The 24,147-nt window shown below is 66.6% G+C and carries 20 protein-coding genes; 3 read left to right on the top strand and 17 right to left on the bottom strand.

The window, feature by feature from the left end; all coding sequences use genetic code 11:
* Window positions 1–189 precede the first annotated feature (189 nt).
* Together AB6724_RS20235 and AB6724_RS20240 are read right to left on the bottom strand one after the other, a co-directional pair.
* Complete coding sequence (locus AB6724_RS20235) at window positions 190–960, bottom strand: glucose 1-dehydrogenase (RefSeq protein ID WP_369340344.1); 771 nt, start codon at window positions 958–960, stop codon at window positions 190–192.
* 204 nt (window positions 961–1,164) lie between these two features.
* Entirely contained in the window at window positions 1,165–2,589 is a 1,425-nt protein-coding gene (locus tag AB6724_RS20240) for a coniferyl aldehyde dehydrogenase (protein WP_369340345.1), read from the bottom strand.
* 125 nt (window positions 2,590–2,714) lie between these two features.
* Between AB6724_RS20240 and AB6724_RS20245 the strand changes: the two genes are divergently transcribed.
* From AB6724_RS20245 to AB6724_RS20255, 3 genes are all read left to right on the top strand, one after another.
* A complete protein-coding gene (locus AB6724_RS20245) occupies window positions 2,715–4,040 on the top strand; it encodes a spinster family MFS transporter (RefSeq protein ID WP_369340346.1) in 1,326 nt (441 codons plus the stop codon).
* A 27-nt stretch (window positions 4,041–4,067) separates the two neighbouring features.
* Entirely contained in the window at window positions 4,068–4,904 is an 837-nt protein-coding gene (locus AB6724_RS20250) for an SDR family NAD(P)-dependent oxidoreductase (RefSeq protein ID WP_369340347.1), read from the top strand.
* Between the two features lie 145 nt (window positions 4,905–5,049).
* The gene (locus AB6724_RS20255; RefSeq protein WP_369340348.1) at window positions 5,050–6,162 is read left to right on the top strand and encodes an aromatic ring-hydroxylating dioxygenase subunit alpha; all 1,113 of its coding nucleotides are present in this window, start codon (window positions 5,050–5,052) and stop codon (window positions 6,160–6,162) included.
* A gap of 85 nt (window positions 6,163–6,247) precedes the next feature.
* On the opposite strand, the gene AB6724_RS20260 is transcribed toward AB6724_RS20255, so the two are convergent.
* The 15 genes from AB6724_RS20260 to AB6724_RS20330 form a co-directional block, all read right to left on the bottom strand.
* Entirely contained in the window at window positions 6,248–6,955 is a 708-nt protein-coding gene (locus tag AB6724_RS20260; protein ID WP_369340349.1) for an EthD domain-containing protein, read from the bottom strand.
* Window positions 6,956–6,964: 9 nt separating this feature from the next.
* Window positions 6,965–8,257, bottom strand: a complete 1,293-nt coding sequence (locus tag AB6724_RS20265) for an MFS transporter (protein WP_369340350.1) — start codon at window positions 8,255–8,257, stop codon at window positions 6,965–6,967.
* A gap of 597 nt (window positions 8,258–8,854) precedes the next feature.
* Window positions 8,855–10,567 (bottom strand): GMC family oxidoreductase, encoded by a 1,713-nt coding sequence (locus AB6724_RS20270; protein WP_369340351.1) that lies wholly within the window; start codon window positions 10,565–10,567, stop codon window positions 8,855–8,857.
* Between the two features lie 271 nt (window positions 10,568–10,838).
* Entirely contained in the window at window positions 10,839–12,083 is a 1,245-nt protein-coding gene (locus tag AB6724_RS20275; RefSeq protein ID WP_369340352.1) for a LuxR C-terminal-related transcriptional regulator, read from the bottom strand.
* A gap of 35 nt (window positions 12,084–12,118) precedes the next feature.
* Window positions 12,119–13,321 carry an acetyl-CoA C-acyltransferase gene (locus AB6724_RS20280; RefSeq protein WP_369340353.1) on the bottom strand — a complete coding sequence of 401 codons (1,203 nt, stop codon included), beginning with the start codon at window positions 13,319–13,321 and terminating at the stop codon, window positions 12,119–12,121.
* A gap of 147 nt (window positions 13,322–13,468) precedes the next feature.
* On the bottom strand, window positions 13,469–13,942 hold the full coding sequence (locus tag AB6724_RS20285; RefSeq protein WP_369340354.1) for a MaoC family dehydratase: 474 nt from the start codon (window positions 13,940–13,942) through the stop codon (window positions 13,469–13,471).
* A gap of 3 nt (window positions 13,943–13,945) precedes the next feature.
* Entirely contained in the window at window positions 13,946–14,731 is a 786-nt protein-coding gene (locus AB6724_RS20290; RefSeq protein ID WP_369340355.1) for an SDR family oxidoreductase, read from the bottom strand.
* Window positions 14,732–14,924: 193 nt separating this feature from the next.
* On the bottom strand, window positions 14,925–16,100 hold the full coding sequence (locus AB6724_RS20295; RefSeq protein ID WP_369340356.1) for an acyl-CoA dehydrogenase family protein: 1,176 nt from the start codon (window positions 16,098–16,100) through the stop codon (window positions 14,925–14,927).
* Complete coding sequence (locus tag AB6724_RS20300) at window positions 16,097–17,203, bottom strand: acyl-CoA dehydrogenase family protein (RefSeq protein WP_369340357.1); 1,107 nt, start codon at window positions 17,201–17,203, stop codon at window positions 16,097–16,099. The genes AB6724_RS20295 and AB6724_RS20300 overlap by 4 nt, the downstream gene beginning before the upstream one ends.
* A 96-nt stretch (window positions 17,204–17,299) precedes the next feature.
* The gene (locus AB6724_RS20305; RefSeq protein ID WP_369340358.1) at window positions 17,300–18,175 is read right to left on the bottom strand and encodes an SDR family oxidoreductase; all 876 of its coding nucleotides are present in this window, start codon (window positions 18,173–18,175) and stop codon (window positions 17,300–17,302) included.
* A gap of 60 nt (window positions 18,176–18,235) precedes the next feature.
* Window positions 18,236–19,807, bottom strand: a complete 1,572-nt coding sequence (locus AB6724_RS20310) for an amidase (RefSeq protein ID WP_369340359.1) — start codon at window positions 19,805–19,807, stop codon at window positions 18,236–18,238.
* Between the two features lie 86 nt (window positions 19,808–19,893).
* Window positions 19,894–21,048: an acetyl-CoA C-acetyltransferase gene (locus AB6724_RS20315; RefSeq protein ID WP_369340360.1), complete on the bottom strand. Its 1,155-nt coding sequence runs from the start codon at window positions 21,046–21,048 to the stop codon at window positions 19,894–19,896.
* Window positions 21,045–22,184 (bottom strand): acyl-CoA dehydrogenase family protein, encoded by a 1,140-nt coding sequence (locus AB6724_RS20320; RefSeq protein ID WP_369340361.1) that lies wholly within the window; start codon window positions 22,182–22,184, stop codon window positions 21,045–21,047. Before AB6724_RS20320 ends, AB6724_RS20315 begins: the two co-directional genes overlap by 4 nt.
* A 17-nt stretch (window positions 22,185–22,201) precedes the next feature.
* Entirely contained in the window at window positions 22,202–23,356 is a 1,155-nt protein-coding gene (locus tag AB6724_RS20325) for an acyl-CoA dehydrogenase family protein (protein ID WP_369340362.1), read from the bottom strand.
* 27 nt (window positions 23,357–23,383) lie between these two features.
* Complete coding sequence (locus AB6724_RS20330; protein ID WP_369340363.1) at window positions 23,384–24,142, bottom strand: enoyl-CoA hydratase family protein; 759 nt, start codon at window positions 24,140–24,142, stop codon at window positions 23,384–23,386.
* Between the last annotated feature and the right edge of the window lie 5 nt (window positions 24,143–24,147).

The following is a 24,147-nucleotide window of genomic DNA, read 5'->3' on the forward strand; positions in this document are numbered from 1 at the left end:
AATCCGATAGGACTTCCGGGCATCCATGCTGAACTTCGCGCACCAGCGCTGGGCTAGGAAAGTCCCTTCGTATTCGATACCCGCCTCAGGCCAAGTATTCCCATCTCATACGATCCACAGCAAAAAAGGGAGCCAAGGCTCCCTTTTTCTATGGTGATGCTCAGTCCAGCTTGATTCGCGCAATCAAGCTCAGAAGTTCGGCGCCTCCACGCCGCCGTCCACGCCCAGTACCTTGCCCGTCACCCAGCCGGCCGCGGGGCTCAGCAGGAACAGCGCGGCAGCCGCGATGTCCTCGGGCTGGCCCAGGCGCGCCATGGGCGTGGTGCGCTCCATCCGTTCCCTGCGCTCGGGCGTGAGAAACGGGGCCAGCGCATCGGTCATGATGGTGCCGGGCTCTATGGAGTTGATGCGCACCCGGGGGCCGAAGTCCTGGGCCAGGCAGCGCGTCATCTGGTTCAGCGCGGCCTTGGCCGCGCCATAGGCGCTGAAATATTTCTGCGCATAGCGTGCGGCGGTGGACGAGATATTCACCACAGCCCCGCCGCCCGCGGCCTCCATGGCGGCCGCGGCCTTCTGGATCAGGGTATAGGCGGGCACGACGTTGAAGGCGATCATCTCGCCCACGGCCTTGCCCGTGGCCTTGCTCGGGTCGTTGGGGCCGCCGCCACCCACATTGTTGACCAGCAGATTGATCTGGCCCAGCTCGGCCACGGTGCGCTCGATGAGAAGCTCCAGGTCCTGCTCCCGGTTCACGTCGCCGCAAATGCTGATGGCGCGGCGGCCCAGGCCCTCGATCTCGGCCTGCACGGTCTGCAGATCGGCCTGGGTGCGCGCAAACAGCGCCACATCGGCCCCGGCTTTGGCCAGCGTGATCGCGCAGGCGCGGCCTATGCCCTTGCCCGCTCCGGTCACGATGGCGACCCGGCCCTCCAGCGAGAACTGGCGAAAAATCTCGTTCATGTCTCTTCCTCTAGTTGCGTTCTGACCCAGCCATACTCTGTACGAAACGCGTTCAAAACATCAGCCAAACGGACCATGGGACAAGCCCCATGCTCAAGTGCAGTCCAAGCCATGGACGCAAGCGAGGCTGTCGCCGGTTGCCCGGACGCCCCCTCCCGCGAAGCAAGAAAGGGCGCCGTGCCACGCGGGGAGGCGCGCAGCGCCTCAGGGGGTGACGGCCTGGGCCAGCATCTGCTCGAACTGCGCGTTATAGGGCGGCAGCATGCCCCACTCGCGGCGCGGATCGTGGTTGCCGGCCTTGTAGACCGAGCGCGCATGGCTGAACTCCAGAAAGCCTTCGCGGCCGTGGTAGTGACCCATGCCCGAGGCGCCCACGCCGCCGAAGGGCGCATCCTCCAGCGCCGGGTGCATGACCACGTCGTTGATGGACACGCCACCCGACAGGCTATGGTCCAGCACCCAGTTCTGCTCGGCCTCGTCGCTGCCGAAGTAGTACAGCGCCAGCGGGCGCTCGCCCTCGTTGATGGCCGCCACGGCCTCGCGAATGTCCTGGAAGCTGCGCAGCACCATGGCGGGGCCGAAGATTTCATGGCGGGAGATTTCGGCCTCCGGCGGCGGGTCGATGACCAGCGCCAGCGGCAGGCGGCGATCCACGCCGGCAGCGGCCGAGCCGACTTCCACCACGGTGACGCCACGCGCCTTGGCGTCATTCACATAGGCGCTCACGCGCGCATGGTGGCGCTCATTCACCACCGGGGTCATGTCGGCATTGCCGCTCACCGTGGGGTACATCTCGCGGTAGCGCGCGGCGATGGCCTCGGCCAGAGCCTGCAGCCGCGACTCGTGCACCCAGACCACATCGGGAGCCACGCAGAGCTGGCCGGAGTTCAGCGCCTTACCCACGGCGATGCGTTCCGCCGCATTGGCCACATCGGCCGAGTTGCCGACCAGCACCGGCGACTTGCCGCCCAGCTCCAGCGTCACGGGCACCAGGTTCTTCGCGGCCGCGGCCATGATGAGCTTGCCCACGGCGGTGGAGCCCGTGAAGACCAGATGGTCCCAGGGCTGCCCGGAGAACTCCGCAGCCACCTCGGGCCCGCCCTGGACCACGGCCAGAACCTGGGGATCGAAACGCCGGGCCACGGCATCGGCCAGCACCTGGGCCGTGCGCGGCGCGATCTCCGAAGTCTTGAGCACCGCGCGGTTGCCGGCCGCAAACGCGCAGGCCAGCGGCGACAGCAGCGTGAACAGCGGCGCATTCCAGGTGCCTATGATGCCGATCACGCCCTTGGGCTGATACTTGACCCAGGCCGTAGCGCCGAACATGTCGAAGGGCTTGACGCTGGGACGCTCGGAGTCGCCCATCCAGTCCCTGAAGTGATCGCGCGCATGCTTGAGCGAGGACAGAGAGCCCAGAATGTCGTTGGCCAGCGAGAATACGGCCGGGCGTCCGCCGAAGTCTTCACCCATGGCCTCGCACAGCGCGTCCTTGCATTCGACCAGCATGTCGATCACCTGCTGCAGGCGCTGCACGCGCAGCTCGGCGCTTACCGGGCCTTGCGCTATGAAAGCCTGCTTCTGCAGATCCAGCAGCTGGCGGATGCCTAAGGAAGGGTTGGACTGGGTCATTTTGTCTCCTGAATGAATCTTGTAGAACCGATGTGGCAGGGCTTAGATGCTCGGACCTGAGGATTGTCCGGGCGTCGTCCAAAGAGACGATGGCACAAGCCTTGGGCCCACGCACGATGCCTCGCATGCATACATCCCACATGCCCCCCAGAGTGAACTGGCGCACGCATCTCAGCCTTGCCTTGCTGGCGCTGGTCTATATTTTCTCCTTCATAGACCGCCAGGTGCTGTCCATACTGCTCGAGCCCATCAAGCACGAGTTCGGCGCCTCGGACACGCAGATGGGCCTGCTCACGGGCCTGGCCTTCGGCCTGCTCTATGCGGCCCTGGGCATTCCCGTGGGCCGCCTGGCCGACACGCGCAACCGCCGCAACATCGTGGCCCTGTGCTGCGGCATCTGGAGCCTGGCCACCATGTCCTGCGGGATTGCCACCCAGTACTGGCAGATGTTTGTCGCGCGCATGAGCGTGGCGGTGGGCGAGGCCGGCGGCATGGGGCCGTCGATCTCCATAGTCTCGGATCTGTACCCGCCCAAGATGCGCTCGTTTGCGATCAGCCTGTTCATGATGGGCCCCAATCTGGGCACACTGCTGGGCCTGGTGCTGGGCGGCATGGTGGCCCAGTACTACGGCTGGCGCGCCGTGTTTCTGGCCTTCGGCATTCCGGGCGTGGTTCTGGCGCTCATCGTCTACCTGGTCGTCAAAGAGCCGCTGCGTGGTGCCTATGAACAGGCCGCGGCCGTGCCGGCCAGGCCGGCAGCGCGCGAATCCATGCTGCGCCAAGTCTGGCGCCTGCTGGCCATGAAACCGCTGCGCCAGATCTGCCTGGGCTGCGGCGTGGCCGGCATTGCCGGCTACGGCTACAGCGTCTGGGCGCCCAGCTTCTTCATGCGCATTCACGGCATGAGCATCTCGCACGCGGGCCTGGTCTTCGGTCTGGCCAGCGGCCTGGGCGCCGTGTTCGGCGCCGTGTTCTGCGGCTGGCTGTCGGACCGGCTCACCCAGCGCGACACCCGCTGGCAGCTGGGACTGGCCGCCATCGGCACTTTCTGCGCCGTGCCCGCGGGCGTGGCGGTGTTCTTCTGGCCGGTATCGGATTTCTGGATGCTGGGCAGCATCAAGGTGCCCTATGCCATGGCGTTTGCGCTGATCTTCGGCTTCTTCGGCAGCTGGTTTGCCACCCTGTCCTATAGCGCCGTCAGCCAGATGGTGCAATCCAGCGAGCGCAGCGTGTCCGCGGCCCTGCTCAATCTCTTCATGACGCTGCTGGGCGTGGGCATGGGGCCGCTGGTCACGGGCATGCTTTCCGACTATTTTTCCCAAAGCCATGGCGCGGACGGCCTGCGCTGGGCGCTGATGAGCGTGACCTCGCTGCTCATCGTGACCGTGATCTTCTTTGCCCTGGCTATCAAGCCCTACCAGCAACGCCTGCAGCAGCTGCAGCCCGCCTGAGCCCCACCAGAATCCGGAGAACCCTCCATGACCCGACCCGTTGTACTCATCACCGGTGCCAGCCGCGGCATAGGCGCCGCCACGGCCATTTTCTTTGCCCGCCAGGGCTGGCGCGTGGCCATCACGGCCCGCACCCTGACCGAAGGCGCACAGCTAGACAACCAGCTGCGCCTGCCCAGCGGCCAGTTGCTGGCCGGCAGCCTGGAGTCCACCGCCCGGGCGATTGAAGCCGCGGGCGGCGAGGTGTTTGCCCAGGTCATGGACCTGATGGACCTGGCCAGCCTGGACCGCGCAGCCGACGCGGTGCTGCAGCGCTTCGGCCGCGTCGATCTGCTGATCAACAACGCCGTCTACCAGAACCGCGAGGTCAACCACCTGATTCCCGATCTCAGCGTGGCGGCGCTGGAGCGCTCCATGCTCGGCAATGTGATCGCCCCCTTCCATCTGTCCCAGCGCCTGCTGCCGCAGATGGCGAGCCAGGGCGGAGGCCGCATCATCAATGTGTGCTCGGCCGCGGGCCAGTACAACCCGCCAGTGCCGGCCGACCAGGGTGGCTGGGGCTTTGCCTACGGCGCCTCGAAGGCCGCGATCGCGCGCCTGGCCGGCTGCATCAACACCGAATACAGGCAGCAGGGCATACGCGCTTTCAGCGTCAACCCCGGCGTGGTGAGCACCGAGGCCGTCAAGGCCACCCTGGGCGACGACGGCGTGCTGGCCCAGCGCTACGGCGCCTCCACGCCCGAGGAAATTGCGGCGGCCCTGTTCTGGCTGGGCACCGAGCAGGATGCGCTGCCGCTTTCCAAGGCCTACGCCATGATCGATCTGCAGCCGCTGTACAAGGAGCGCGTGGCCGCACCGGCCTAGCCGCCGGCCCGGCCGCGACCCGGATAAACCCTGAGCGGTTTGCGGCAGATCAAACCCGCGCCGGCACTCGTCCAAACAGAGTATGCGGCGCGCTGCCCCCTGCCGGAAGATCGATCGTCCACAACTAGATACGGAGACTGCTGCAATGGCAACCACGAAGGACTATCGCCTCGGTGAATTCACCTACCCGCGCGGCTGGTTCATGATTTCCGAAGCCAAGGCGCTCGACACCCACAAGCCCGTGGCCGTGCGCTTCTTCGGTCAGGACTTTGCCCTGTACCGAGGCCGGGAAAGCGGCAAGGTCGTGCTGCTGGACGCCTACTGCCCCCATATGAAGACCCATCTTGCGGCGCCCAACGCGACCAGCTATGTGGTGATCGATGGCGGCGGCAGCAATGTGGAAGGCGACGGCATCCGCTGCCCCTATCACGGCTGGCGCTTCGGCGCCGACGGCAAGTGCAACGACATCCCCTATCACGACGGCCCCATCCCCGCGGCGGCCAATGTCAAGAGCTGGAAGGTCGTGGAGCAGTACGGCGCCGTCTGGGTCTGGTTCGACCCCGAGGGCGGCGAGCCCGACTACGAGCTACCCACTTTCGGCGACTGGGACGACGCAAGCTATGTCAACGGACAGTGGGACTATCTGGGCGAGCTGAACCAGCATCCCATGGAAGTGGTGGACAACATTGCCGACTACGGCCACCTGAGCCCCATTCACGGTTCCACCGTGGCGCGCTTCGAAAACGAATTCAAGGGCCACAATGCCATCCAGCGCCAGTGCGGCGGCCACCGCACCCTGGTCGGCGAAGGCGGTGCCAGCGCCGATCTGCATACCGATACCTGGTACCACGGCCCCGCCATCCTGGTCTCCAAGGTCAGCGGCATGTTCAACTCCTTCATGATGATCATGCATACGCCCATCGAGGACGGCAGGATCAAGGTCTGGCACAACCTGCTGGTCAAGACCGCGCATGGCGGCCTGCCCACCAAGGCCGACGAGATCGCGGCCAAGCAGTACCAGGAAGCCAGCCGCCTGGCCTTTGCCCAGGACTTCGAAGTCTGGTCGCAGAAAGCCCCCTGCCTGAACCCGCTGTTCATCCCCAGCGACGGCGCCTTCCTCAAGGCCCGCATCTGGTACAAGCAGTTCTACAACCCCCGCACCAAGACGGCCGAGTACCTGGACCAGTGCGAGGGCATGTATGTGCCCAAGGGCATGGTGGCCTACACCCAGGAAAGCGAAGAGGCCGCAACCGCCTGAAGCGCTGACCGCACTTGATCCCGGCAAAAGGCCCATGGTTCGCCATGGGCCTTTTTCATCTGGCCGGACCCGGCGCAAGACGGGCTCAGGGCCTGCAGTGCGTGACCTCGGTCAGCATGAAGACGCTGTCGCCCCAGCCGTACGCGCCGCCGGCATCGGCCTCGCCCAGAGCCTGAGCGGCGGCCAGGGCCTGCTCGCGGCCGTCGAACCACCACTCGACGATATAGCGATAGCCATGGCCTTTGGGCGCCTCTTCCTCCACGGTATTGCAGACTATGCGCGCGGCCAGGTCCAGGGCGCCTTGCTGCCACTGTGCGGGGCAGGCCTGGGGAGCGCTGGCCACGCCCAGCCAGGCATCGCTGCGCTGCAAAAAACCCAGCAAGACCACATCGCCTTTTTGCGGCAGCGCCGCCGCGGGCAGGCGGCTGCGCAGCAGCCGCTGGCGGCACAGCATGGAGAAATTGCGCACATAGTCGGCAAACACGCGCGGCTCGTCGGGGCGCATGACGGCCAGGGTCTCGGGGTCGCTCCAGATGGCCGCGCCCGCGTCCCGGTCGGCCAGCACCATGAGATTCACGCCGTCATGCTCGCGGCTCAGCGCCGGAGCACAGGCCTGCAGCCATCGCGAGCATTGGGCCACGGCGACGACGCGCCGGCCCACGTTCAGGCATTGGCGGCCGAGTGCGGAGTGCTCGCGCCAGGCCTGGGGAAAATCCTCGGGCCGCAGCGCGGGATTGCGCCGCGCCAGATAGATCAGCTTCCACACCGCGGCATCAGCTTCAGACTCGCTCATCGTCCGACCTCAAGCCGCGGGCACGGCGAGCGCATGCGCCTGGCGGTAAGCCCCGGGGTAATGGAGCAGCGCGCGTGAAAACGCCCACAGTCCCGGCAACAGCATGCACATCATCGCCACCATGGCATAGCGCAGGCCCTGGCCCTGGGTGACGGCATTGAGCATATCGCTGAGCCAGCCCGCCACGATGGGCCCCACGCCGTTGCCCAGCAGGGCGCCGGCCATCAGCACCATGGCGCTGGCCGTCGCGCGGCGCTGGGCGGGCACCACCAGGCTCAGGGCCGCATAGGTCGCCGGCGCCCACCAGGCCGTGAAGAAGGAATACACCAGCAGGCAGGCGACGCTGACGACGAACAGTTCGTCTCCCACCAGCAGATAAGCTAGACCGAACACCAGGGCCAGGCCCACGCCGATCACGGGAATGCGGATCTGCCAGCGCACGTCGCGCCGCGCCAGGCGATCGGTGAGCCAGCCCGAGAACAGGCTGCCCGACACCGAGAGAAAAGCGGCCGCGGCCGAGATGGCGCCAGCCTGCTTCAGGCTCAGCTCGAAGCGCCGCGCCAGCAGGGCCACATTCCAGGCCCCTATGGACAGACCCGCTATCAAAGCACAAGCAGCACCCGCAATCAGAAACCGGGTTACGGGCTCATTCCATATCATCAGCACGGCAGATTGGCGCTGCCCTGCGGCCGCATCGGGTGCCGCGGCATGGCTGAGCGCGCGCATAGGCTCCGCCACCGTCAGCCGCAGGACCAGGGACAGCAGCATGATCGCCAGGCCTATGACGGCCATGGCCGCGCGCCAACCCCATAGCTCTGCCAGCAGCGGCCCCAGCAGCAGTGCCAGCAAGGCGCCTATGGCGCCGCCCACGCCAAACACGCTCATGGCGCGCGAGCGTTCGCTGGGCGCGTAGAGGTCGGCCAATATGGACATGGAGGCCGCGCCGCCCCCCGCATCGCCCAGCGCTGCTCCCGCGCGCGAAGCGGTCAGGCCCCCGGCTCCAGAAGCCAGGGCTCCCGCCGAGGCAATGCAGCCGCCTATGCCACGGCACCAGGCGATCAGGCTGCGGCGCTCATGCTTGTCGGCCAGGCGCCCCATGGGAATCCCCAGGGCGCCAAAGGCCAGCGCAAACCCCAGGCCCGTGATCAGGCCTATCTGCAGATCCGAGAAGCCGAACTCCTGCTTGATGGGCTGAAGCAGCACCGACAGTATCTGCCGGTCCATGAAGGTCATCGCCGACAGGGCCGTCAGCAGTGCCAGCACATAGACTCTCGATGGGTTGGGATGATTTTTCTCTGTCATTGCTCTACGCCTGTTGTGCCGCTCACTGCCCTTGCCGCCGTGCCAGCCGGCAGCTCCGGCCGCGCAGAGCACGGGGAGCCCGGCCTTAGTCCATGAAGAACGCCTGGAACATCGTGGTGGGGAAGAGCCGAAATCACATCGTCCCAACGGACGATTGCACCGCGGCGGCCGAGCGCCGGCCCGGTTGCCGGGACTCGGCGGCAGCAACGCAAGCCGCCCGGAAGGCTCAAAAAAGAAAGGAGGCCGAAGCCTCCTTGAAATCCCGTCGTCAGGCGCGACGAGCAGGGTATGCCCACCTGGGTTGTAGTGCCCGGCAAGCGCCGGCACCTCCTTATGCCTTGCCAAAAACCTTGGCCGACTTTGCCCGCGAAACGGCGCTGGGCCCGCCCCCACCGCATCTTGCACGGCCAGCCGCCTGTCCCCCGGGCACCGCCATGGTCGCTGCGCGCGCGATTTCGCTCATCGTCCGCTTGAACGTAGTACAGACCCTGATCCATGGCCCGCGACGGAGGTAGCGGGCATCAACAGTCCGGCAGCAGGCTTCTGCGCCCAGTCACGATGGGCAGGAGATCGATGCGGGGCAGTTGCCTGCGCTGCTCAAGCCATGGCAGCTGCGGCCGTGCGCAGCGCCGATGCGCCGCTGCCGGCCCCATTCCACTGCATGGGTGCGGGCGGCGGCAGGCCCAGCACCAGATCGGCGGCCTTGTCGCCGATCACGACCGAAGCCGCATTGGTGTTGCCCGAGACCAGATGCGGCATGACCGAGGCATCGGCCACGCGCAACCCCGCCACGCCCCTGACCTTGAGATCGGGAGTGACCACGGTCATGACGTCCGCAGCGTCCCCCATGCGGCAGCTGCCGCTGGCGTGATGCCCCGAGCCCATATACATGGAGATCCAGTCCAGCAGCTCGTCATCGCTTTGCAGCCGCGGCACCGGGCGGGTCTGGGCCTCCACCAGCCCCGCCAGCGCGGGCTGCATGGCAATCCTGCTGGCCATGCGCACGCCATGGAGCAAGGCCTTGCGGTCGCGCTCGTCATGCAGAAAGTTCATGCGGACGCTGGCCAGCTCCTCGGGCGCGCCGCTCCTGAGCCTGAGTTCGCCGCGCGAAAAGGGCCGCACTTGGTAAGGCGCCATGGTCATGCCGGGAAAGGCTTCGGTGCGGTAGTTCTTGCCGCTTTGCATATAGCCTTCGATATCGCCGCTCACGGGCAGGCCGTGAATCTGGATGTCGTTATAGGGCAGGCTGGAATCGCTGCTGAACCACGCCGCAAACTCGGAGGCCGGCATGGCCATGGCCCCCCGCCTGGTCAACAGATACCTGAGCAGCGAGGCGCCAATGCCCAGGCCGCGCAGCGATCGGTTGAGGCTGGGCGTGCCGGGCCTCATGCGCCAGGACATGGGCACGATCGCATGGTCCTGCAGATTGGCGCCCACGCCGCGCAGATCCACGTTCACATCGATACCCATCTCGCGCAGATGCGCGGCCGGGCCTATACCCGAGAGCATCAGCAGCTGCGGCGACTGCAGCGCGCCCGCGCACAGCAGGATTTCCTTTCTTGCGCTGGCGCTATGGCGGCCTCCGGCCCCGTCCTTCCAGTGCACGCTGGTGGCGCGCCGTCCTTCCAGCCCTATGCGCGTGACCAGCACCTGCATGCGCTCTTGCAGATTGCTGCGCCGCATCGCAGGCTCGATGGCGTTGCTGGCCACCGACGAGCGCCGGCCATGCTTGAGGTTGACCTGAAACAGCCCGGCACCGTCGGGGTGGCCGTTGTTGAAGTCCTTGCAGGCAGGCATGCCCGCCTGAATCGCGGCCTGCACCATGGCCAGCGACACCGGGTGCGGCTGCGGCAGATTGTTGGCCGTCAGCGGCCCGCCGCGGCCGTGCCAGGGCTTGGCGAACTCCTCTTCGCCGCACTGCTGGTCCTCGGTGCGAACGAAATAAGGCAGCAGCTCCTCATAGCTCCAGCCCTTGGCGCCCAGAGCGGCCCAGCTGTCGAAGTCGGCCCTGTCGCCGCGCACGTAAATCATGCCGTTGATGGACGACGAGCCCCCCAGCCGCTTGCCCCGCGGCAGGCTGATGCGGCGGTTGGCCGCATAGGGTTCGGGCTCGGTCTCGTGGCCCCATGAGTATCTGGGGCTGTTGATCATCTGGCCCCAGCCCGAGGGCATGCTGACCAGCAAGTCCTTGTGGCTGGCGCCGCCTTCGAGCAGCAAGACCCTGTGCTCTGCGCTCTCGCTCAGCCTAGCGGCCAGCGTGCCGCCGGCCGAGCCCGCGCCTATGACGATGTAGTCGAAAACCTCCTCCATGGCCTGCCTCCATTGATGCGTTATGGGATGCTGATGTCCGGAATCGAAGCCGTGAGGGCCTGGCCCGGGTTGGCTGCGCCCTCACTCCGGCCTGGAGCTCGACGGTCTTTCGGCTCTGCTATCAGATCAAAAGCTGCCAGCACTCTCCGGCAATGGGAAACTCATGGATTTCAGCCAAATCTCAAGGTATGCCAAGCGCCAGCCGCTCCTACTTTTGAGGCTTCACCCATGAAAAACGGGCCGCAGCCCGTTTTCCGATACCCGCAACAGCTTATTTATTGCCCAGCCAGGCCACGCTGTTGAGGAAGATGCGCACCAGCTCCGTCTGGCGGCGCACTCCGGTCTTGGAGAAGATGGAGCGCAGATGGGCCCGCGCCGTGTTGCGGCGGATGTTGAGCGCCTCGGCAGCCTCCTCCAGCGACAGGCCGTTGGCCAGTTGAATGGCCAAGGAGGTCTCGGCCGGCGTCAGCTGGAACAGCTGCTGTGCCAGCTTCACGGGAGGATCGGCCTTGCCGCCGGTGTCGCGCACAAACACGGCCACGCTGGGGCGCTGCTTGCCCTCGGTCCACTCGTCGGGCGAGATGCTTTGCACCACCACACCCCAGTTGAGCTGGCCCGACTGGCGGCTGACCGACATGCCCTCGGTCATGGACAGGCGCGAGACCTGGGTGTGGACCAGGGCGTCCTTGATCAGGCGCTGCAGCTTGCGGTTGTCGTTGGCGTAATTGGCCTCCAGCATGCCGCCGGAGATCTTCAGCCCATCCTGCAGGTCCAGAATGCTCGTGGCCGCGGGATTGCATTCCAGCACCTGGCCGTTCTGGTCCAGCACCACCACCCCCACCATCAGCTGAGCCGTGGCCTTGCTGTACAGCGAGATGACCTGGCGGTCCTGGTTGACCGACAGATGCAGGTTCAACGCACATTTGATGTGCGGCAGCAGCATGCTGCCGAACGCGCGCTCCTGCTTGGTGAAGGCCGGCGCCGTCTCGGGCCGCGTGACGCGCAGACCGTAGACGCAGGTGTCCTTGGTCGCGATGTCGGCGGCCATCACATGAAACACCTGCTGCTGCTTGCACCAGTCGTTGTAGTAGTTCGAAGCACGCCACTCGGACTCAGGCATCACGTCGCCCACGGTGACTATGCGGTCCGTGGGCATGCCGCGAAACGGGCTCATGCTGATCTGGGGCGTATGAGGAATCAGCTCCCTTCTGTCCCCCGCCGCAGACACGATCAGGCCCACATCGTCGGCACTGCCGGGACGCACGATCAGCGAGGCGAAGTTGCCGCCCAGCTGCTGGCGCAGAGCCTCGAGAAACGGCTTCCAGCCCTCGGGGTTCATCGCTGCCTCATACAGCAGGCCTATGAGGTGGCTGAACTGCTCGGCGGAGACGAGCGGCACATCGGCGGCTCGCACAGGCGCCGGGCTGTCGAATATGGGCACGTCCTTGAGCACGCAGGCCATGGAGCGCGGCGTGTACGTGGAAAAGCCCATCTTGGCGAAAGCGCTGTCCATCATGTTCAACTCCTGAGTTGAAAATGGCTTAGGCCAGATCAGTTCAGCTCGAACAGGCCGGCAGCACCCATGCCGCCGCCGATGCACATGCTCACCACCACAAAGCGCACGCCACGGCGACGGCCTTCGAGCAGCGCATGGCCCACGAGACGCGCGCCCGACATGCCGAACGGGTGGCCTATGGAGATAGCGCCGCCGTTGACGTTCAGGCGCTCGTCGGGAATGCCCAGCTGGTCGCGGCTGTAGATCACCTGGCAGGCGAAGGCCTCGTTGATTTCCCACAGGCCGATGTCGCCCACCGTCAGGCCCTGCTGCTTGAGCAGCTTGGGGATAGCGTAGACCGGGCCGATTCCCATTTCATCGGCGCGACAGCCGGCCACGGCCACGCCGCGATAGGTGCCCAGGGGCGCGAGGCCGCGGGCACGCGCCTCATCGGCGCTCATCACCACGCAGGCGCTGGCGCCGTCGGACAGCTGGGAGGCATTGCCGGCCGTGATGAACTGGCCTTCGGCCACCCACTGGCCGTTCTTCCAGACGGGCTTGAGCTTGGCCAGGCTCTCCAGCGTGGTGTCGGCGCGATTGCCTTCGTCGCGGGTCAGCGTCACCTCCTCGCTGCCGCAGGCATTGCCTTCCTTGTCGAACAGCTGCTTGACGGTGGTCAGCGGCACGATCTCGTCGTCGAACAGGCCCTTGGCCTGGGCGGCGGCCACGCGCTGCTGGCTGCGCAGCGAGTACTCGTCCTGGGCTTCGCGGCTGATGCCGTAGCGCTGGCTGACCAGCTCGGCCGTCTCTATCATCTGGATATAGGCCGTGGGCTCGGCCGCCAGCACGGCCTTGGACTGGGCGCGGTAGGAGTTCTTGTACTTGTTCTGCACCAGGGAGATGGACTCCAGGCCGCCGGCCACGGCGATGTCCAGCTCGCCGGTCATGACGCTCTTGGCGGCCGTGGCAATGCTCATCAGGCCCGAGGCGCACATGCGGTCTATCACCATGCCGCCCACGGAATTGGGCAGGCCTGCGGTATAGGCACACAGACGGCCCAGGTTGTAGCCCTGGGTGCCCTGCTGCGCCGCAATGCCCAGAATGACGTCGCCCACATCTGCGCCGGCCACATCCGCCTTGTTCAGCGCAGCGCGGATGACATGGCCGCCCAGCACCGGGGCCTCCGTGTCATTGAAGGCGCCGCGATATGCCTTGCCGATGGGGGTACGAGCCGTCGAAACGATGACTGCGTCTTTCATGATTTGTCTCCTAACTTGCTTTCGTCGCGCCTTGGGCAGTTTGGCCTGCCCTTTCGAGGTCGGCAGCTCTGTCGGCCGCTCGTCCCTCTTCTCACAAAAAATGCAAACGCGCACATAAGCGAGCGTTTGCACACACTCGATTTTTCCCTAAAAAAATAACCTGCTGATGGTTTCGACCACGCACCCGGGTTTGTCCTGACCCCTGACCTGCACGGTGATGCGGATCGTGACCTGCACCCCGGCTTCGCCGATGGCGCTGGCGGCCACCACCTCGCCGCTGCCGCGCACCCAGGAGTCCACCAGCACCGGCGCGGGAAAACGCACTTTTTCGCAGCCGTAGTTCACTCCCATCTTCAGGCCCTCGTAGGCCACGAGCTGGGGCAGGAACAGATTGGCCAGCGACAGCGTCAGATATCCATGGGCCACGCAGGCGCCGAACGGGCCGTTCTTGGCTTTTTCGGGGTCGACATGAATCCACTGGTGATCGCCCGTGGCATCGGCAAACTGGTCGATGCGCTGCTGGCTGATCTGCATCCACTCGGTCTCGCCCAGCGGACGGCCCACCGAGGCCAGCACGGCGGCGGCCGAGTCGAACAGTACTTTTTCCTCAACTGCGCTCATGGCTTAGGCCCTTTGCGAGCTCACGGACACCACTTCGCCCGTCATATAGGACGAGTAATCGCTGGCCAGGAAGATCATCACGTTCGCGACTTCCCAGGGCTCGGCACCGCGGCCGAAGGCTTCCTTCTCGGACAGCTTGGCCAGCAGCTCTTCGGAAGCCGACTTCTTGAGGAAGGCATGGATGGCAATCGAGGGCGCCACGGCGTTGATGCGTATGCCGTGCTCGGCCGCCTCCAGCGCCGAGCAGCGCGTGAAGGCCATCACGCCGGCCTTGGCCGCCGCGTAGTGGGCCTGCTCGACCTGGGCGCGCCAGCCCAGCACCGAGGCGTTGTTGACGATCACGCCCCGGCCGCGCGGCTGCATGACTTTGAGCGCCGCGCGCGTCATGCGGAAAGTGCCGGTCAGCGTGATGTCTATGACCTTGCTCCACTCTTCGTCGCTCATGTCGACGACCTTGCAGCTGGTGCCCAGGCCCGCGTTGTTGATCAGCACGTCGATGCCGCCCAGGGCCCGGTCGGCCTCGGCGATCAGGCCCTGGACCTGCTCTTCCTGGCTCACGTCGCAGAGCTTGCCGAAGACCTGGCTCAGGCCCGTGTCCTGCTTGATCTGCTCCACGGCCTCGGCCAGGCGGCGCTCGTGCACGTCCGAGATGAACAAGGCCTTGCAGCCTTCTTCGGCGGCGCGCTTGGCGGCGGAGAAGCCGATGCCGGCACCCGCGGCGGCGGTAACGAGAACGGTCTTGCCCTTGAGCAGGCCGTGGGGGGCGACGTAGGAGGGAACGCTTGTCATTTGGAATAGATGGAGATGATTGAGTCCATCATCTGCTTCGCGCTGCGCTGCAACATCGTCACTTTGGACGATAGGTCATTCCCTAATGTCGTTTGCCCGACATTCACCAGCACCAAAGGCTGCGAGGCGGGCCGGACACGGCCCGCGATTCGCAGCCTTTCAAGGCACTTAGAAAGAGTGCCCGCTCACATGATCAGCGCGGCATGCCCAGGGCGCGCTCGGCCATGAGGTTCATCTGGATCTCGTTGGTGCCCGCGTAAATCGTGTCCGCACGGCTGACCAGCCACAGCTGCTGCAGCGGGCGCAGCGCGGGGTCGTCCAGGGCCAGCTCGCCCTGCTCGCCCAGCACGTCCATGGCCAGCTCGCCCAGATCGCGGTGCCAGTTGGACCAGGCGTACTTGGAGACCGAGGCCACGCGCAGCGGCGTGTCCTCGCTGCAGGAGCGCAGCGCATGGGCGCGCAGGGTCTGCAGGCCCAGATCGGCCTTGGCCAGGCGCTGGCGCAGCAGCGGGTCGCGGGCCGCGCCGTTGCGCCTGGCCAGGGCGATGATCAGATCCAGCTCGTAGCGGAAATGCGCCTGCTGGCCCAGCGTGGAAGCGCCGCGCTCGCAGCCCAGCAAATACATGGCCACCTTCCAGCCATCGCCCACGGGGCCCAGGTGCAGGGCGCCATCGGTACACGCACCGTCGAAGAAGACCTCGTTGAACTCCGAGGTGCCGGTGATCTGGCGGATCGGCCGCACTTCCACGCCGGCCTGCTTGATCGGCACCAGCAGCAGCACCATGCCCGCATGGCGGGCACCGGCGGCAGCTCCGGCTTCGTCGGTGCGGGCCAGCACGAAAATCCATTCGGACTCATGGGCCCAGGAGGTCCAGACCTTCTGGCCGTTGATCACCCATTCGCCCGTGACCGCATCGCGGCTGGCCTTGGTGCGTATGCCTGCAAGGTCCGAGCCCGCGCCGGGCTCGGAATAGCCCTGGGCCCAGTAATCGGTACCGGCCAGAATCCCGGGCAGAAAACGCTGCTTCTGCTCGGGCGTGCCATAGGCCATGAGCGTGGGCGCCAGCAGGGTCTCGCCGATATGGCCGATACGGCCCGGGCCGCCGCAGCGCACATACTCCTCGTGGAAGATCACCTGCTGGGCCAGCGGCAGATTGCGGCCGCCATACTGCGTCTCCCAGCCCAGGCCAGTCCAGCCGCCCCGCGCCAGCTCCTGCTCCCATTCCTTGGCCAGCTGGGCGTCATAGCCCTCGGCGCCCAGGCCGCTCGCATGCTTGAGCGGCGCGAACCTGCCGCTCAGATGCCGTCCCATCCATTCACGCACCTCGGCGCGAAACGCTTCATTGATTTCCGATTCCTGCATCTTCATGCTGCCTCCGCAAGCTGCTCGTCCAACAAACGCGCGGCCACCTGCTCGCGCCACTGCTCCACGGCGCCCAGGCGCTGGCTGCTGGCCTGGGCGCGACGGAAGAACAGATGCGGGTCGAACTCCCAGGTAAAGCCCACGCCGCCATGCAGCTGAATGCTTTCGCTAGTGCAAAAGAGAGCGGCTTCCGTTGCATCCGTGCGTGCTTGGGCCGCAAAGTAGCTCAGATCCGTGGATTCATCTGCGCTATCAGCCATGAAAGCTGCTGCATAGACCGCCGAGCGTGCGGTCTCAACCCTGACCAGCATCTGCGCCGCACGGTGCTTGACGCCCTGGAAACTGCCCACGGCCTTGCCGAACTGCTGACGTTCCTTGGTGTAGTCCACGGCCAGATCGAGAGCGCGCTCGGCCACGCCCACCTGCTCGGCGGCCAGGCCTATGGCGGCCAGATTGCGGGTCTGGGTCCAGAGCCGGTCCAGAGCCTCACCATGCAGCAGCACCGCTGCGGCATCCAGATTCACATTCACCGCCGTGACATGGGCGCTGCTGCGCGTGCCATCCACCGTGGCCAGAGCCTCAACGCTCAGGCCTTCGGCCTTGGCCGACACCTCCAGCAGGCCCAGCGCGCCGCAAGGCAGGGTCGCGGGCAGCAGGAACACATCGGCATGCGCGCCCGAGCCGACCTGGCGCCACTGGCCGTTGAGCACCAGCGCATCGCCTTCGACCTGCACGGTCGCGGCTGCAGGCAGCTCGCCACCCACCGTCATGCCCAGCACGCAGACCTGGCCGGACTGGGCCAGGCGCAGGGCCACGGCCAGGCCGGCCTCGGTCCGGCTCAGCGCCCGCCACAGCGGCGTCACCGCCACGACCGCATCGAAAAACGGGATGCAGGCCAGGTGGTAGCCCATGCGCTCCTGCAGCAGCACCAGCTCGCGCCAGCCCAGTCCCATGCCGCCCGCGGCCTCGGGCAGGGCCACGCCGCACCAGCCCAGCTCCACGGCCTCCTGCCACAGCCCGCGGTCCATGCCGCCTGCTTCGGCCGCCTTGCGCACCTGGGCCGTCGTGCTTTTTTCCTGCAGAAACACCGCCGCGCTTTCGGCGATCATTTTTTGTTCTTCGTTCAGACTTAAATCCATGATGGCTCGCGTCCTGAGTTCTTCATCGAATGGGAAAAGCCGGGCACCGTGACCCGGCGGTTTTCATCAAGTTCCGTAGACCTTTTGCGGCGCCTTGCCTTCGGCGATCAGGCGATCGACCACGCCGCCCAGTTCGGCGGGCTCCCAGCGCGCCTGCTTGTCATTGATCTTGCCGGTGAACCAGCCGTCGGCCACGGACAGCTCGCCGCCCTTGGCTTCGAAGCAGCGCCCCGTCACATGCGCGGACTGGCTGCTGCCCAGCCAGACGACGATGGAGGCCACGTTCATCGGGTCCCAGACATCGAAGCCCGACTCGGGCTTCTTGACCATATCGGGCATGGCGCCTTCGGTCATGGAGGTGCGCGCCGCCGGAGCCAGGCAGTTGGCCGTGATGCCGTAGCGCGCCAGCTCGGCCGCCTGCACCAGGGTCAGGCCCGCGATGCCGGCCTTGGCCGCCGCGTAGTTGCTCTGGCCTATCGAGCCCTGCAGGCCAGCGCCCGAGCTGGTGTTGATGATGCGCGCATCCACGGGCTTGCCGGCCTTCTTCTGGTCGCGCCAGTAGCCGCCGAACACCTTGGCCATGCAGAAGTGGCCGCGCAGGTGCACGCGCATCACCATGTCCCAGTCCTCCTCGGACAGGGACAGGAACATGCGGTCGCGCAGCACGCCGGCGTTGTTGACGATGACCTGCACATCGCCGAACTCGGCCAGCGTGGCCTCCAGGATGGACTGGGCGCCCGCCACGGTGGTGATGTCGCCGGTATTGGCCAGCGCCCGGCCGCCCGCGGCCTTGACCTCGTCGGCCACGGCCTGGGCGGCTTCGGCGCGGATGTCGTTGATCACCACATTTGCACCTTCCTGCGCGAAGGCCAGCGCATAGGCGCGGCCCAGGCCACCGCCTGCACCGGTGATGACGACGGTTCTCTGGTTGCAAATACCCATTTCTTACCCCTTTTGCTTGCAATGCAGGCCCGGCCCTCCGGCCGGTCTGCGCTGTTGAAATTACGCTTTGAAAGCCGACAGATCGGGCATGCGCGCCGCCCACGGCAGGGCTTGCTCCAGCTGCGCCGCCAGGCGCAGCAGCCGCCCTTCGCCACCGAAGGGCGCGACAAAGTGCGAGCCCACGGGAATGTGGTCCTCGGTCCAGTGCAGAGGCACCGACATGGCCGGATGGCCGCTGATATTGAACAGCGAGGTGAACGCCGAGGAATTCATGGCTTGTGCCGCATAGCTGGCGTAGGGCTGGTCCAGGCGCAACGCGCCCAGCAGCTGGGCCGGCACCGCCGTGGTGGGGCTGAGGATCAGGTCGTAGCGGGACAGAAAAGCGTCCAGCAGCTGGCCCGCCTTGTCGAAGCCCGCGCGCGCCCGGAACAGGTCCAGGGCTCCGGCCTTTCTGGCGGACTGCAGCGCGGCCCAGTCCAGCGGTTCCATCTCGTCCTCGCGCACCGCGCGGCCCAGCAGCTTCTCGCGGTGCTCCACGGCGCTGAGCATGCCGGCGCCCATACCGGCGCCCATGCCCGCATAGATCTCGGCCACGGGCAGCTCCGGCATGGCCTCTTCCAGCACATGGCCCATGGCCTCGCAGGCCCTGGCGGCCTTGTCCACCGCCGCCAGGCAGTCCGCATGGACCGGAACCCCGAAGTAGTTCTTGCGCCAGACGGCGATACGCAGCCCGCGCTCGGGCTGGCGCAGCGACTGCAGATAGCCGTGGCGCACATCGGCCGGCGGGCGCACGCGCGAACCGGGCTCGGTCCCGGCCGTCAGGTCCAGCAGCAGGGCGCTGTCGCGCACGCTGCGGCTGATCACGTGATGGACGGACAGGCCGACGGCGCCGTCCAGGGCATCGGGCCCCGCGGGCACGCGGCCGCGGCTGGGCTTGAGCCCGAACAGACCGCAGTGCGCAGCCGGAATGCGGATCGAGCCGCCGCCGTCGCTGGCATGGCCCACGGGCAAAATGCCGGCCGCCACCACGGCCGCCGTACCTCCCGAGGAGCCACCCGTGGTGCGCCCCGCATTCCAGGGATTGGGCGTGACGCCGTAGAGCCTGGACTCCGTGGTTGTGGTCATGCCGAACTCTGGCGCTGCGGTCTTGCCGAAGATATTCAGCCCCGCGGCCTTGTAGCGCTGCACCAGCGTGGAGTCGCGGGCGGCCACCGCATCCTTGAAGAAGGCGCAGCCGTTGGAGGTCACGGTTCCCTCCATGCTCACGCCCAGGTCCTTGAGCACAAAGGGCAGACCCCAGAGCGGCGCGGCCTCGCACGCCTTCCGGCGCGCCTCGCGGCCCAGGCCGGAGAGCCTCCTGGCCTGCTCGCGCGCCAGCTCATAGTCCTTGATGACCACGGCATTGAGCTTGGGCAGCGCTTCCACGCGCGCAATGGCCGCGTCCAGGGCCTCCAGCGGCGTAACCTCCCCCTGGCGCAGTTGCGCGGCCATGGCGATGGCATCCGCGGGGGCGGCGCCCCGGGCCACAGACCTGGCGCCGGCCGGCGCCGCGGGCAGGGCCGCAGCCGCAGCCGTGGCCGCCGCCCCCATGAGAAATGCACGGCGATCCGCGCCGTTCGCTTTGTCTGGCATGCCCTTGTCTCCGTTGCTGTGGTTGGAATGACTTGCGAAACCCTGAAACCTCTGCAGACGCCGGGCGGCGCCTGCTTCGCCCGGCCTCAGAGGCGCTCGATGATGGTCACATTGGCCTGGCCGCCGCCTTCACACATGGTCTGCAGGCCGTAGCGGCCGCCGGTGCGCTCGAGCTCGTGCAGCAAGGTGGTCATGAGCTTGGCGCCCGAGGCCCCCAGCGGATGGCCCAGCGCAATCGCGCCGCCGTTGACGTTGGTCTTCGCATGGTCGTAGCCGGTTTCCTTGAGCCAGGCCATGACCACCGAGGCAAAAGCCTCGTTGATCTCGACCAGGTCGATATCGGACATGCTCATGCCGGCCTTCTTGAGCGCATGCGCCGTGGCGGGAATCGGCGCCGTCAGATGCCAGATCGGATCGTCGGCGCGCACGCTCATGTGGTGGATGCGCGCGCGGGGCGTGAGGTTGTAGCGCTTGAGCGCGGCCTCGGACACCACCAGCACCGCGGCGGCCGCATCGCAGGTGGAGCTGGACACCGCCGCCGTGATCTTGGGGTAGGTGGGATCGACGGGCTCCAGCGTGGCCATCTTCTCCAGCGTGCTCTGGCGCGCGGTCTCGTCCATGCTGAAATCGCCAAAAGGCACGACCTCACGCTCGAAGCGACCTTCGGCAATGGCCTTGAGCGCACGGTCATGGCTTTCCTTGGCAAACACCTCCATGTCCTCGCGGCTTACGCCCCAATGGTCGGCAATGCGCTGCGCGGCATAGAACTGGTTGACGGGCGCATCGCCGAAGCGCGCCTGCCAGCCCTTGCTCTCGGCGAACGGCGTGGTGAAGCCCAGGGGCTGGCCGGCCAGCATGGCCGAGGAAATCGGAATCGCCGTCATGGTCTGCACGCCGCCGGCCAGCACCACATCCTGGGTGCCGCTCATCACGGCCTGCGCCGCGAAGTGGATGGCCTGCTGGGAGGAGCCGCACTGGCGGTCCACCGTGGTGCCGGGCACGTTCAGCGGCATGCCCGCAGCCAGCCAGGACGTGCGCGCGATGTCGCCGGCGAGAGCGCCTATGGTGTCCACGCAGCCGAAGATCACGTCGTCGTAGTCGGCTGCGGGGATGTCATTGCGCTCGACCAGGGCCTTGATCACATGGGCACCCAGATCGGCGCCGTGCACGCTGGCCAGAGAGCCTTTGCGCTTGCCCGTGGGCGAGCGCAGCGCATCAACGATATAGGCTTGGTTGCTCATGCTGCCATCTCCTCGGCGATATTCCTGGCGGCAGTCTGCGCGCCGCAGCCGCCGCATTGCTGCGCTTCACGGTCGAAGGTGGCGCCGGGGCCCACGGGTGCCTGGGGGCTGCGCAGCAGCCCCTGGGTCAGGCGGGCCGCGTGGTGGCTCTTGTCGCCCCAGGCCGCATCCAGCACCCAGGCGCGCTTCATGAACATCTGCAGATCCACTTCCCAGGTATAGCCCATGGCGCCGTGCACCTGCAGGCTGTTGCGGGCCGCGAACCAGCTGGCTTCGCTGCACTGCAGCTTGGCATGGGAGATGCGCACGGCCAGGTCGGGCTCGCCATGCTGCAGCGCATAGAAGGCGCGGTAGAGCACGGGCTTGGCGAATTCGATCTTGGTGACTATGTCCGCCAGATGGTGCTGCACGGCCTGGAAGCTGCCTATCACCTTGTCGAACTGCTTGCGCTGGGCCACATAGTCCACCGACAGGTCCAGCATGCGCTGGGCCAGGCCCAGCATCTGGGCCGCCGCCGCCAGCGCGCCGCGCTCGCCCGCCGTGTCCCAGACCTTCTGGCCCTGGGCGCCGCCGATCAGGCGCGTGGCGTCGCCGGGCGTCCACTGCACCTTGAACAGACGGCGCGAAGCATCGATGCTGCCCAGCGCCGTGATTTCGCACTGCGCGCGCTCCACCAGGTGCAACTCGAGGCCGGCGCTGCCCGCATGGGGCAGCAGCAGCACGTCGGCCAGGGCCGCATCCGCCACATGGGGGTTGAGGGGATGGCCCACGGCCACGCGGCAGCTGCCCTCGGCGATCCTGGCCAGCCAGGCCCGCGCCGCATGCTCTGCGGGCAGGGCAGCCAGCATGCCCACGGCCACATAGGCGGTGTCGGTCAAGGCGTCGGCCAGCGCGTAATAGCCTACCTCCTGCAGCAGCAGCGCCCAGTCGATGTCGGCCAGGCCCATGCCGCCTTCGGCCTCGGGCACGGACAGCCCCATCAGGCCCTGCTCGGCGACCTTGGCCCACAGCTCCTGCGAGCGGCCGGACTCTGTCTCCCAGATGTCGCGCAGCAGCTCGGGCGCGGCCTCGGTCATCAGAAAGCGGCTGACCGAGTCGCGGAATGCGGTTTGATCTTCGGTAAAAGTGAAGTCCATGTTTGTCTCCCTGCCGATCAGGATTTGGGCAGACCCAGCATGCGCTGGGCAATGATGTTGCGCTGGATCTCGTTGCTGCCCGCATAGATGGGGCCGGCCTGCGCGAAGAGGAAACCCTCGAGCCATTCATTGGCTTCGGCGTCGTCGGTCAGCTCGGCACGCGGGCCCAGGATGCGCATCGCGGTCTCATGGATCAGGATGTCCAGCTCGGACCAGACGATCTTGTTGGTGCTGGCCTCGGCGCCGATCTGCGCCCCCTTGGAGAGCCGGCCCACGGTGTGGTAGGAGGACAGGGTATAGGCCTCGGCCCCCTGCCAGGCGCGCAGCACGGCGTCGCGTAAGGAGTGGTCGCGGTCGGCCTCCACCTGGTGGCGCAGATACAGCTCCAGCAGCTTCTGGGCGCTGCGCTGATAACGGGCCGGCGAGCGCAGCAGCAGGCCGCGCTCGAAGCCGGCCGTGGCCATGGCCACATGCCAGCCCTTGCCTTCGGCGCCGATCAGGTTCTCGGCGGGCACTTCCACATCGTCGAAGAAGACTTCCGCGAAAGCGTCCTTGCCGTTGAGCGCCTTGATGGGGCGCACGGTGATGCCCGGCGTGTTCAAAGGCACCAGGATGTAGCTCAGGCCGTGGTGGCGGCTCGATGTGGGGTCGCTGCGGAACAGGCCGAACAGCCAGTCGGCAAAGATGGCGCGGGTGGACCAGATCTTCTGACCGTTGAGGATGAACTTGTCGCCCTGGCGGATGGCACGGCTGCTGATGGCCGCCATGTCGGAGCCCGCATTGGGCTCGGACCAGCCCTGGGCCCACATATCGTCGCAGCGCGCCATGCGCGGCAGAAAGCGGGCCTTCTGCTCGGGCGTGCCGAATTCCATCAGCGTGGAGCCCAACAGCAGAATGCCGTTCTGGTTCACGCGCTGGGGCGCATCGGCGGCCCAGTATTCCTCTTCGAAGATCAGCCATTCGGTGAGGTCCGAACCGCAGCCGCCCAGCTCCTTGGGCCACATCACGGCGCTGTAGCCGCCCTCGGCCAGCCTGGCTTCCCATTCGCGATGCTGCTCGAAGCCCTCGCGGGTGTCATAGCTCTTGAGGCGCTGCTTGGGCACGTTGTCCTTGAGCCAGGCGCGCACTTGTGCGCGGAAAGCTTTCTGCGCCGGGGTGTATGTCAAATCCATGTCTTGTCTCCTCTTTGCGCTTGGGGCTCAGAATTTGGCGTCGCGCTTTTCCACGAAGGCGCTGCGCGTCTCGGCGGAGTCGGGGCTCATATAGGCCTGCAGGGTGAAGCCCTGCTCCCAGCGGTATTTGTCTTCGAGGTTGCCGTCCTCAATGCCGGTCAGGGCTTCCTTGGCGATGCGGATCATGGCCGGGCTCTTGGCCGCGATCCTGGCCGCGATGTCCAGGGCCGTGTCGCGCAGTTGCTCGCGCGGCACCACGCGCTCGACGGCACCCAGACGCAGGGCTTCCTGGGCGCCGATCATCTCGCCCGTGAAGAACAGATAGCGGGTCTTCTGCACGCCGAACATGCGCTGCAGATGGGCGGCGCCGCCCATGGCGCCGCGGTCCACCTCGGGCAGGCCGAAGGTCGCGTCTTCGGCCGCGATCACGATGTCGGAGGCGCCGCAGATGCCGATGCCGCCGCCCAGCACAAAGCCGTGCACGGCAGCGATCACCGGCACCTTGTTCAGGTGCACGGCCTTGAAGGTCGCGTAGTTGCCGGCGTTCACATCGACGATCAGCTTGTCGTTGCCGGCCAGCTCCTTGATGTCCACGCCCGCACAAAAGCCGCGGTTCTCGGCACGGATCACGATGACGCGCACCTCGGGCCTGTCGCCCAGCGCCTGGATCTCCCTGGCCAGACCGTTCCAGCCGGCCGCATTCAGCGCATTGACGGGAGCGCGGTCGATGACCAGTTCGGCCACACCGTTGTCATGAATATGGGAGTGAAATTGTTGAGTGGACATATCCG

Origin of the sequence: Comamonas guangdongensis (assembly GCF_041079535.1) — a bacterium.
Lineage (GTDB): Bacteria > Pseudomonadota > Gammaproteobacteria > Burkholderiales > Burkholderiaceae_C > Comamonas > Comamonas guangdongensis.

What these genes read in the sequence shown, in the direction of transcription:
- AB6724_RS20330 (WP_369340363.1), bottom strand. Translation starts at nt 24,142, where the DNA reads ATGTCCACTCAACAATTTCACTCCCATATTCATGACAACGGTGTGGCC.
- AB6724_RS20265 (WP_369340350.1), bottom strand. Translation starts at nt 8,257, where the DNA reads ATGACAGAGAAAAATCATCCCAACCCATCGAGAGTCTATGTGCTGGCA.
- AB6724_RS20320 (WP_369340361.1), bottom strand. Translation starts at nt 22,184, where the DNA reads ATGGACTTCACTTTTACCGAAGATCAAACCGCATTCCGCGACTCGGTC.
- AB6724_RS20240 (WP_369340345.1), bottom strand. Translation starts at nt 2,589, where the DNA reads ATGACCCAGTCCAACCCTTCCTTAGGCATCCGCCAGCTGCTGGATCTG.
- AB6724_RS20270 (WP_369340351.1), bottom strand. Translation starts at nt 10,567, where the DNA reads ATGGAGGAGGTTTTCGACTACATCGTCATAGGCGCGGGCTCGGCCGGC.
- AB6724_RS20300 (WP_369340357.1), bottom strand. Translation starts at nt 17,203, where the DNA reads ATGATCGCCGAAAGCGCGGCGGTGTTTCTGCAGGAAAAAAGCACGACG.
- AB6724_RS20315 (WP_369340360.1), bottom strand. Translation starts at nt 21,048, where the DNA reads ATGAGCAACCAAGCCTATATCGTTGATGCGCTGCGCTCGCCCACGGGC.
- AB6724_RS20250 (WP_369340347.1), top strand. Translation starts at nt 4,068, where the DNA reads ATGACCCGACCCGTTGTACTCATCACCGGTGCCAGCCGCGGCATAGGC.
- AB6724_RS20285 (WP_369340354.1), bottom strand. Translation starts at nt 13,942, where the DNA reads ATGAGCGCAGTTGAGGAAAAAGTACTGTTCGACTCGGCCGCCGCCGTG.
- AB6724_RS20260 (WP_369340349.1), bottom strand. Translation starts at nt 6,955, where the DNA reads ATGAGCGAGTCTGAAGCTGATGCCGCGGTGTGGAAGCTGATCTATCTG.
- AB6724_RS20235 (WP_369340344.1), bottom strand. Translation starts at nt 960, where the DNA reads ATGAACGAGATTTTTCGCCAGTTCTCGCTGGAGGGCCGGGTCGCCATC.
- AB6724_RS20280 (WP_369340353.1), bottom strand. Translation starts at nt 13,321, where the DNA reads ATGAAAGACGCAGTCATCGTTTCGACGGCTCGTACCCCCATCGGCAAG.
- AB6724_RS20290 (WP_369340355.1), bottom strand. Translation starts at nt 14,731, where the DNA reads ATGACAAGCGTTCCCTCCTACGTCGCCCCCCACGGCCTGCTCAAGGGC.
- AB6724_RS20325 (WP_369340362.1), bottom strand. Translation starts at nt 23,356, where the DNA reads ATGGATTTGACATACACCCCGGCGCAGAAAGCTTTCCGCGCACAAGTG.
- AB6724_RS20310 (WP_369340359.1), bottom strand. Translation starts at nt 19,807, where the DNA reads ATGCCAGACAAAGCGAACGGCGCGGATCGCCGTGCATTTCTCATGGGG.
- AB6724_RS20295 (WP_369340356.1), bottom strand. Translation starts at nt 16,100, where the DNA reads ATGAAGATGCAGGAATCGGAAATCAATGAAGCGTTTCGCGCCGAGGTG.
- AB6724_RS20255 (WP_369340348.1), top strand. Translation starts at nt 5,050, where the DNA reads ATGGCAACCACGAAGGACTATCGCCTCGGTGAATTCACCTACCCGCGC.
- AB6724_RS20245 (WP_369340346.1), top strand. Translation starts at nt 2,715, where the DNA reads ATGCATACATCCCACATGCCCCCCAGAGTGAACTGGCGCACGCATCTC.
- AB6724_RS20275 (WP_369340352.1), bottom strand. Translation starts at nt 12,083, where the DNA reads ATGATGGACAGCGCTTTCGCCAAGATGGGCTTTTCCACGTACACGCCG.
- AB6724_RS20305 (WP_369340358.1), bottom strand. Translation starts at nt 18,175, where the DNA reads ATGGGTATTTGCAACCAGAGAACCGTCGTCATCACCGGTGCAGGCGGT.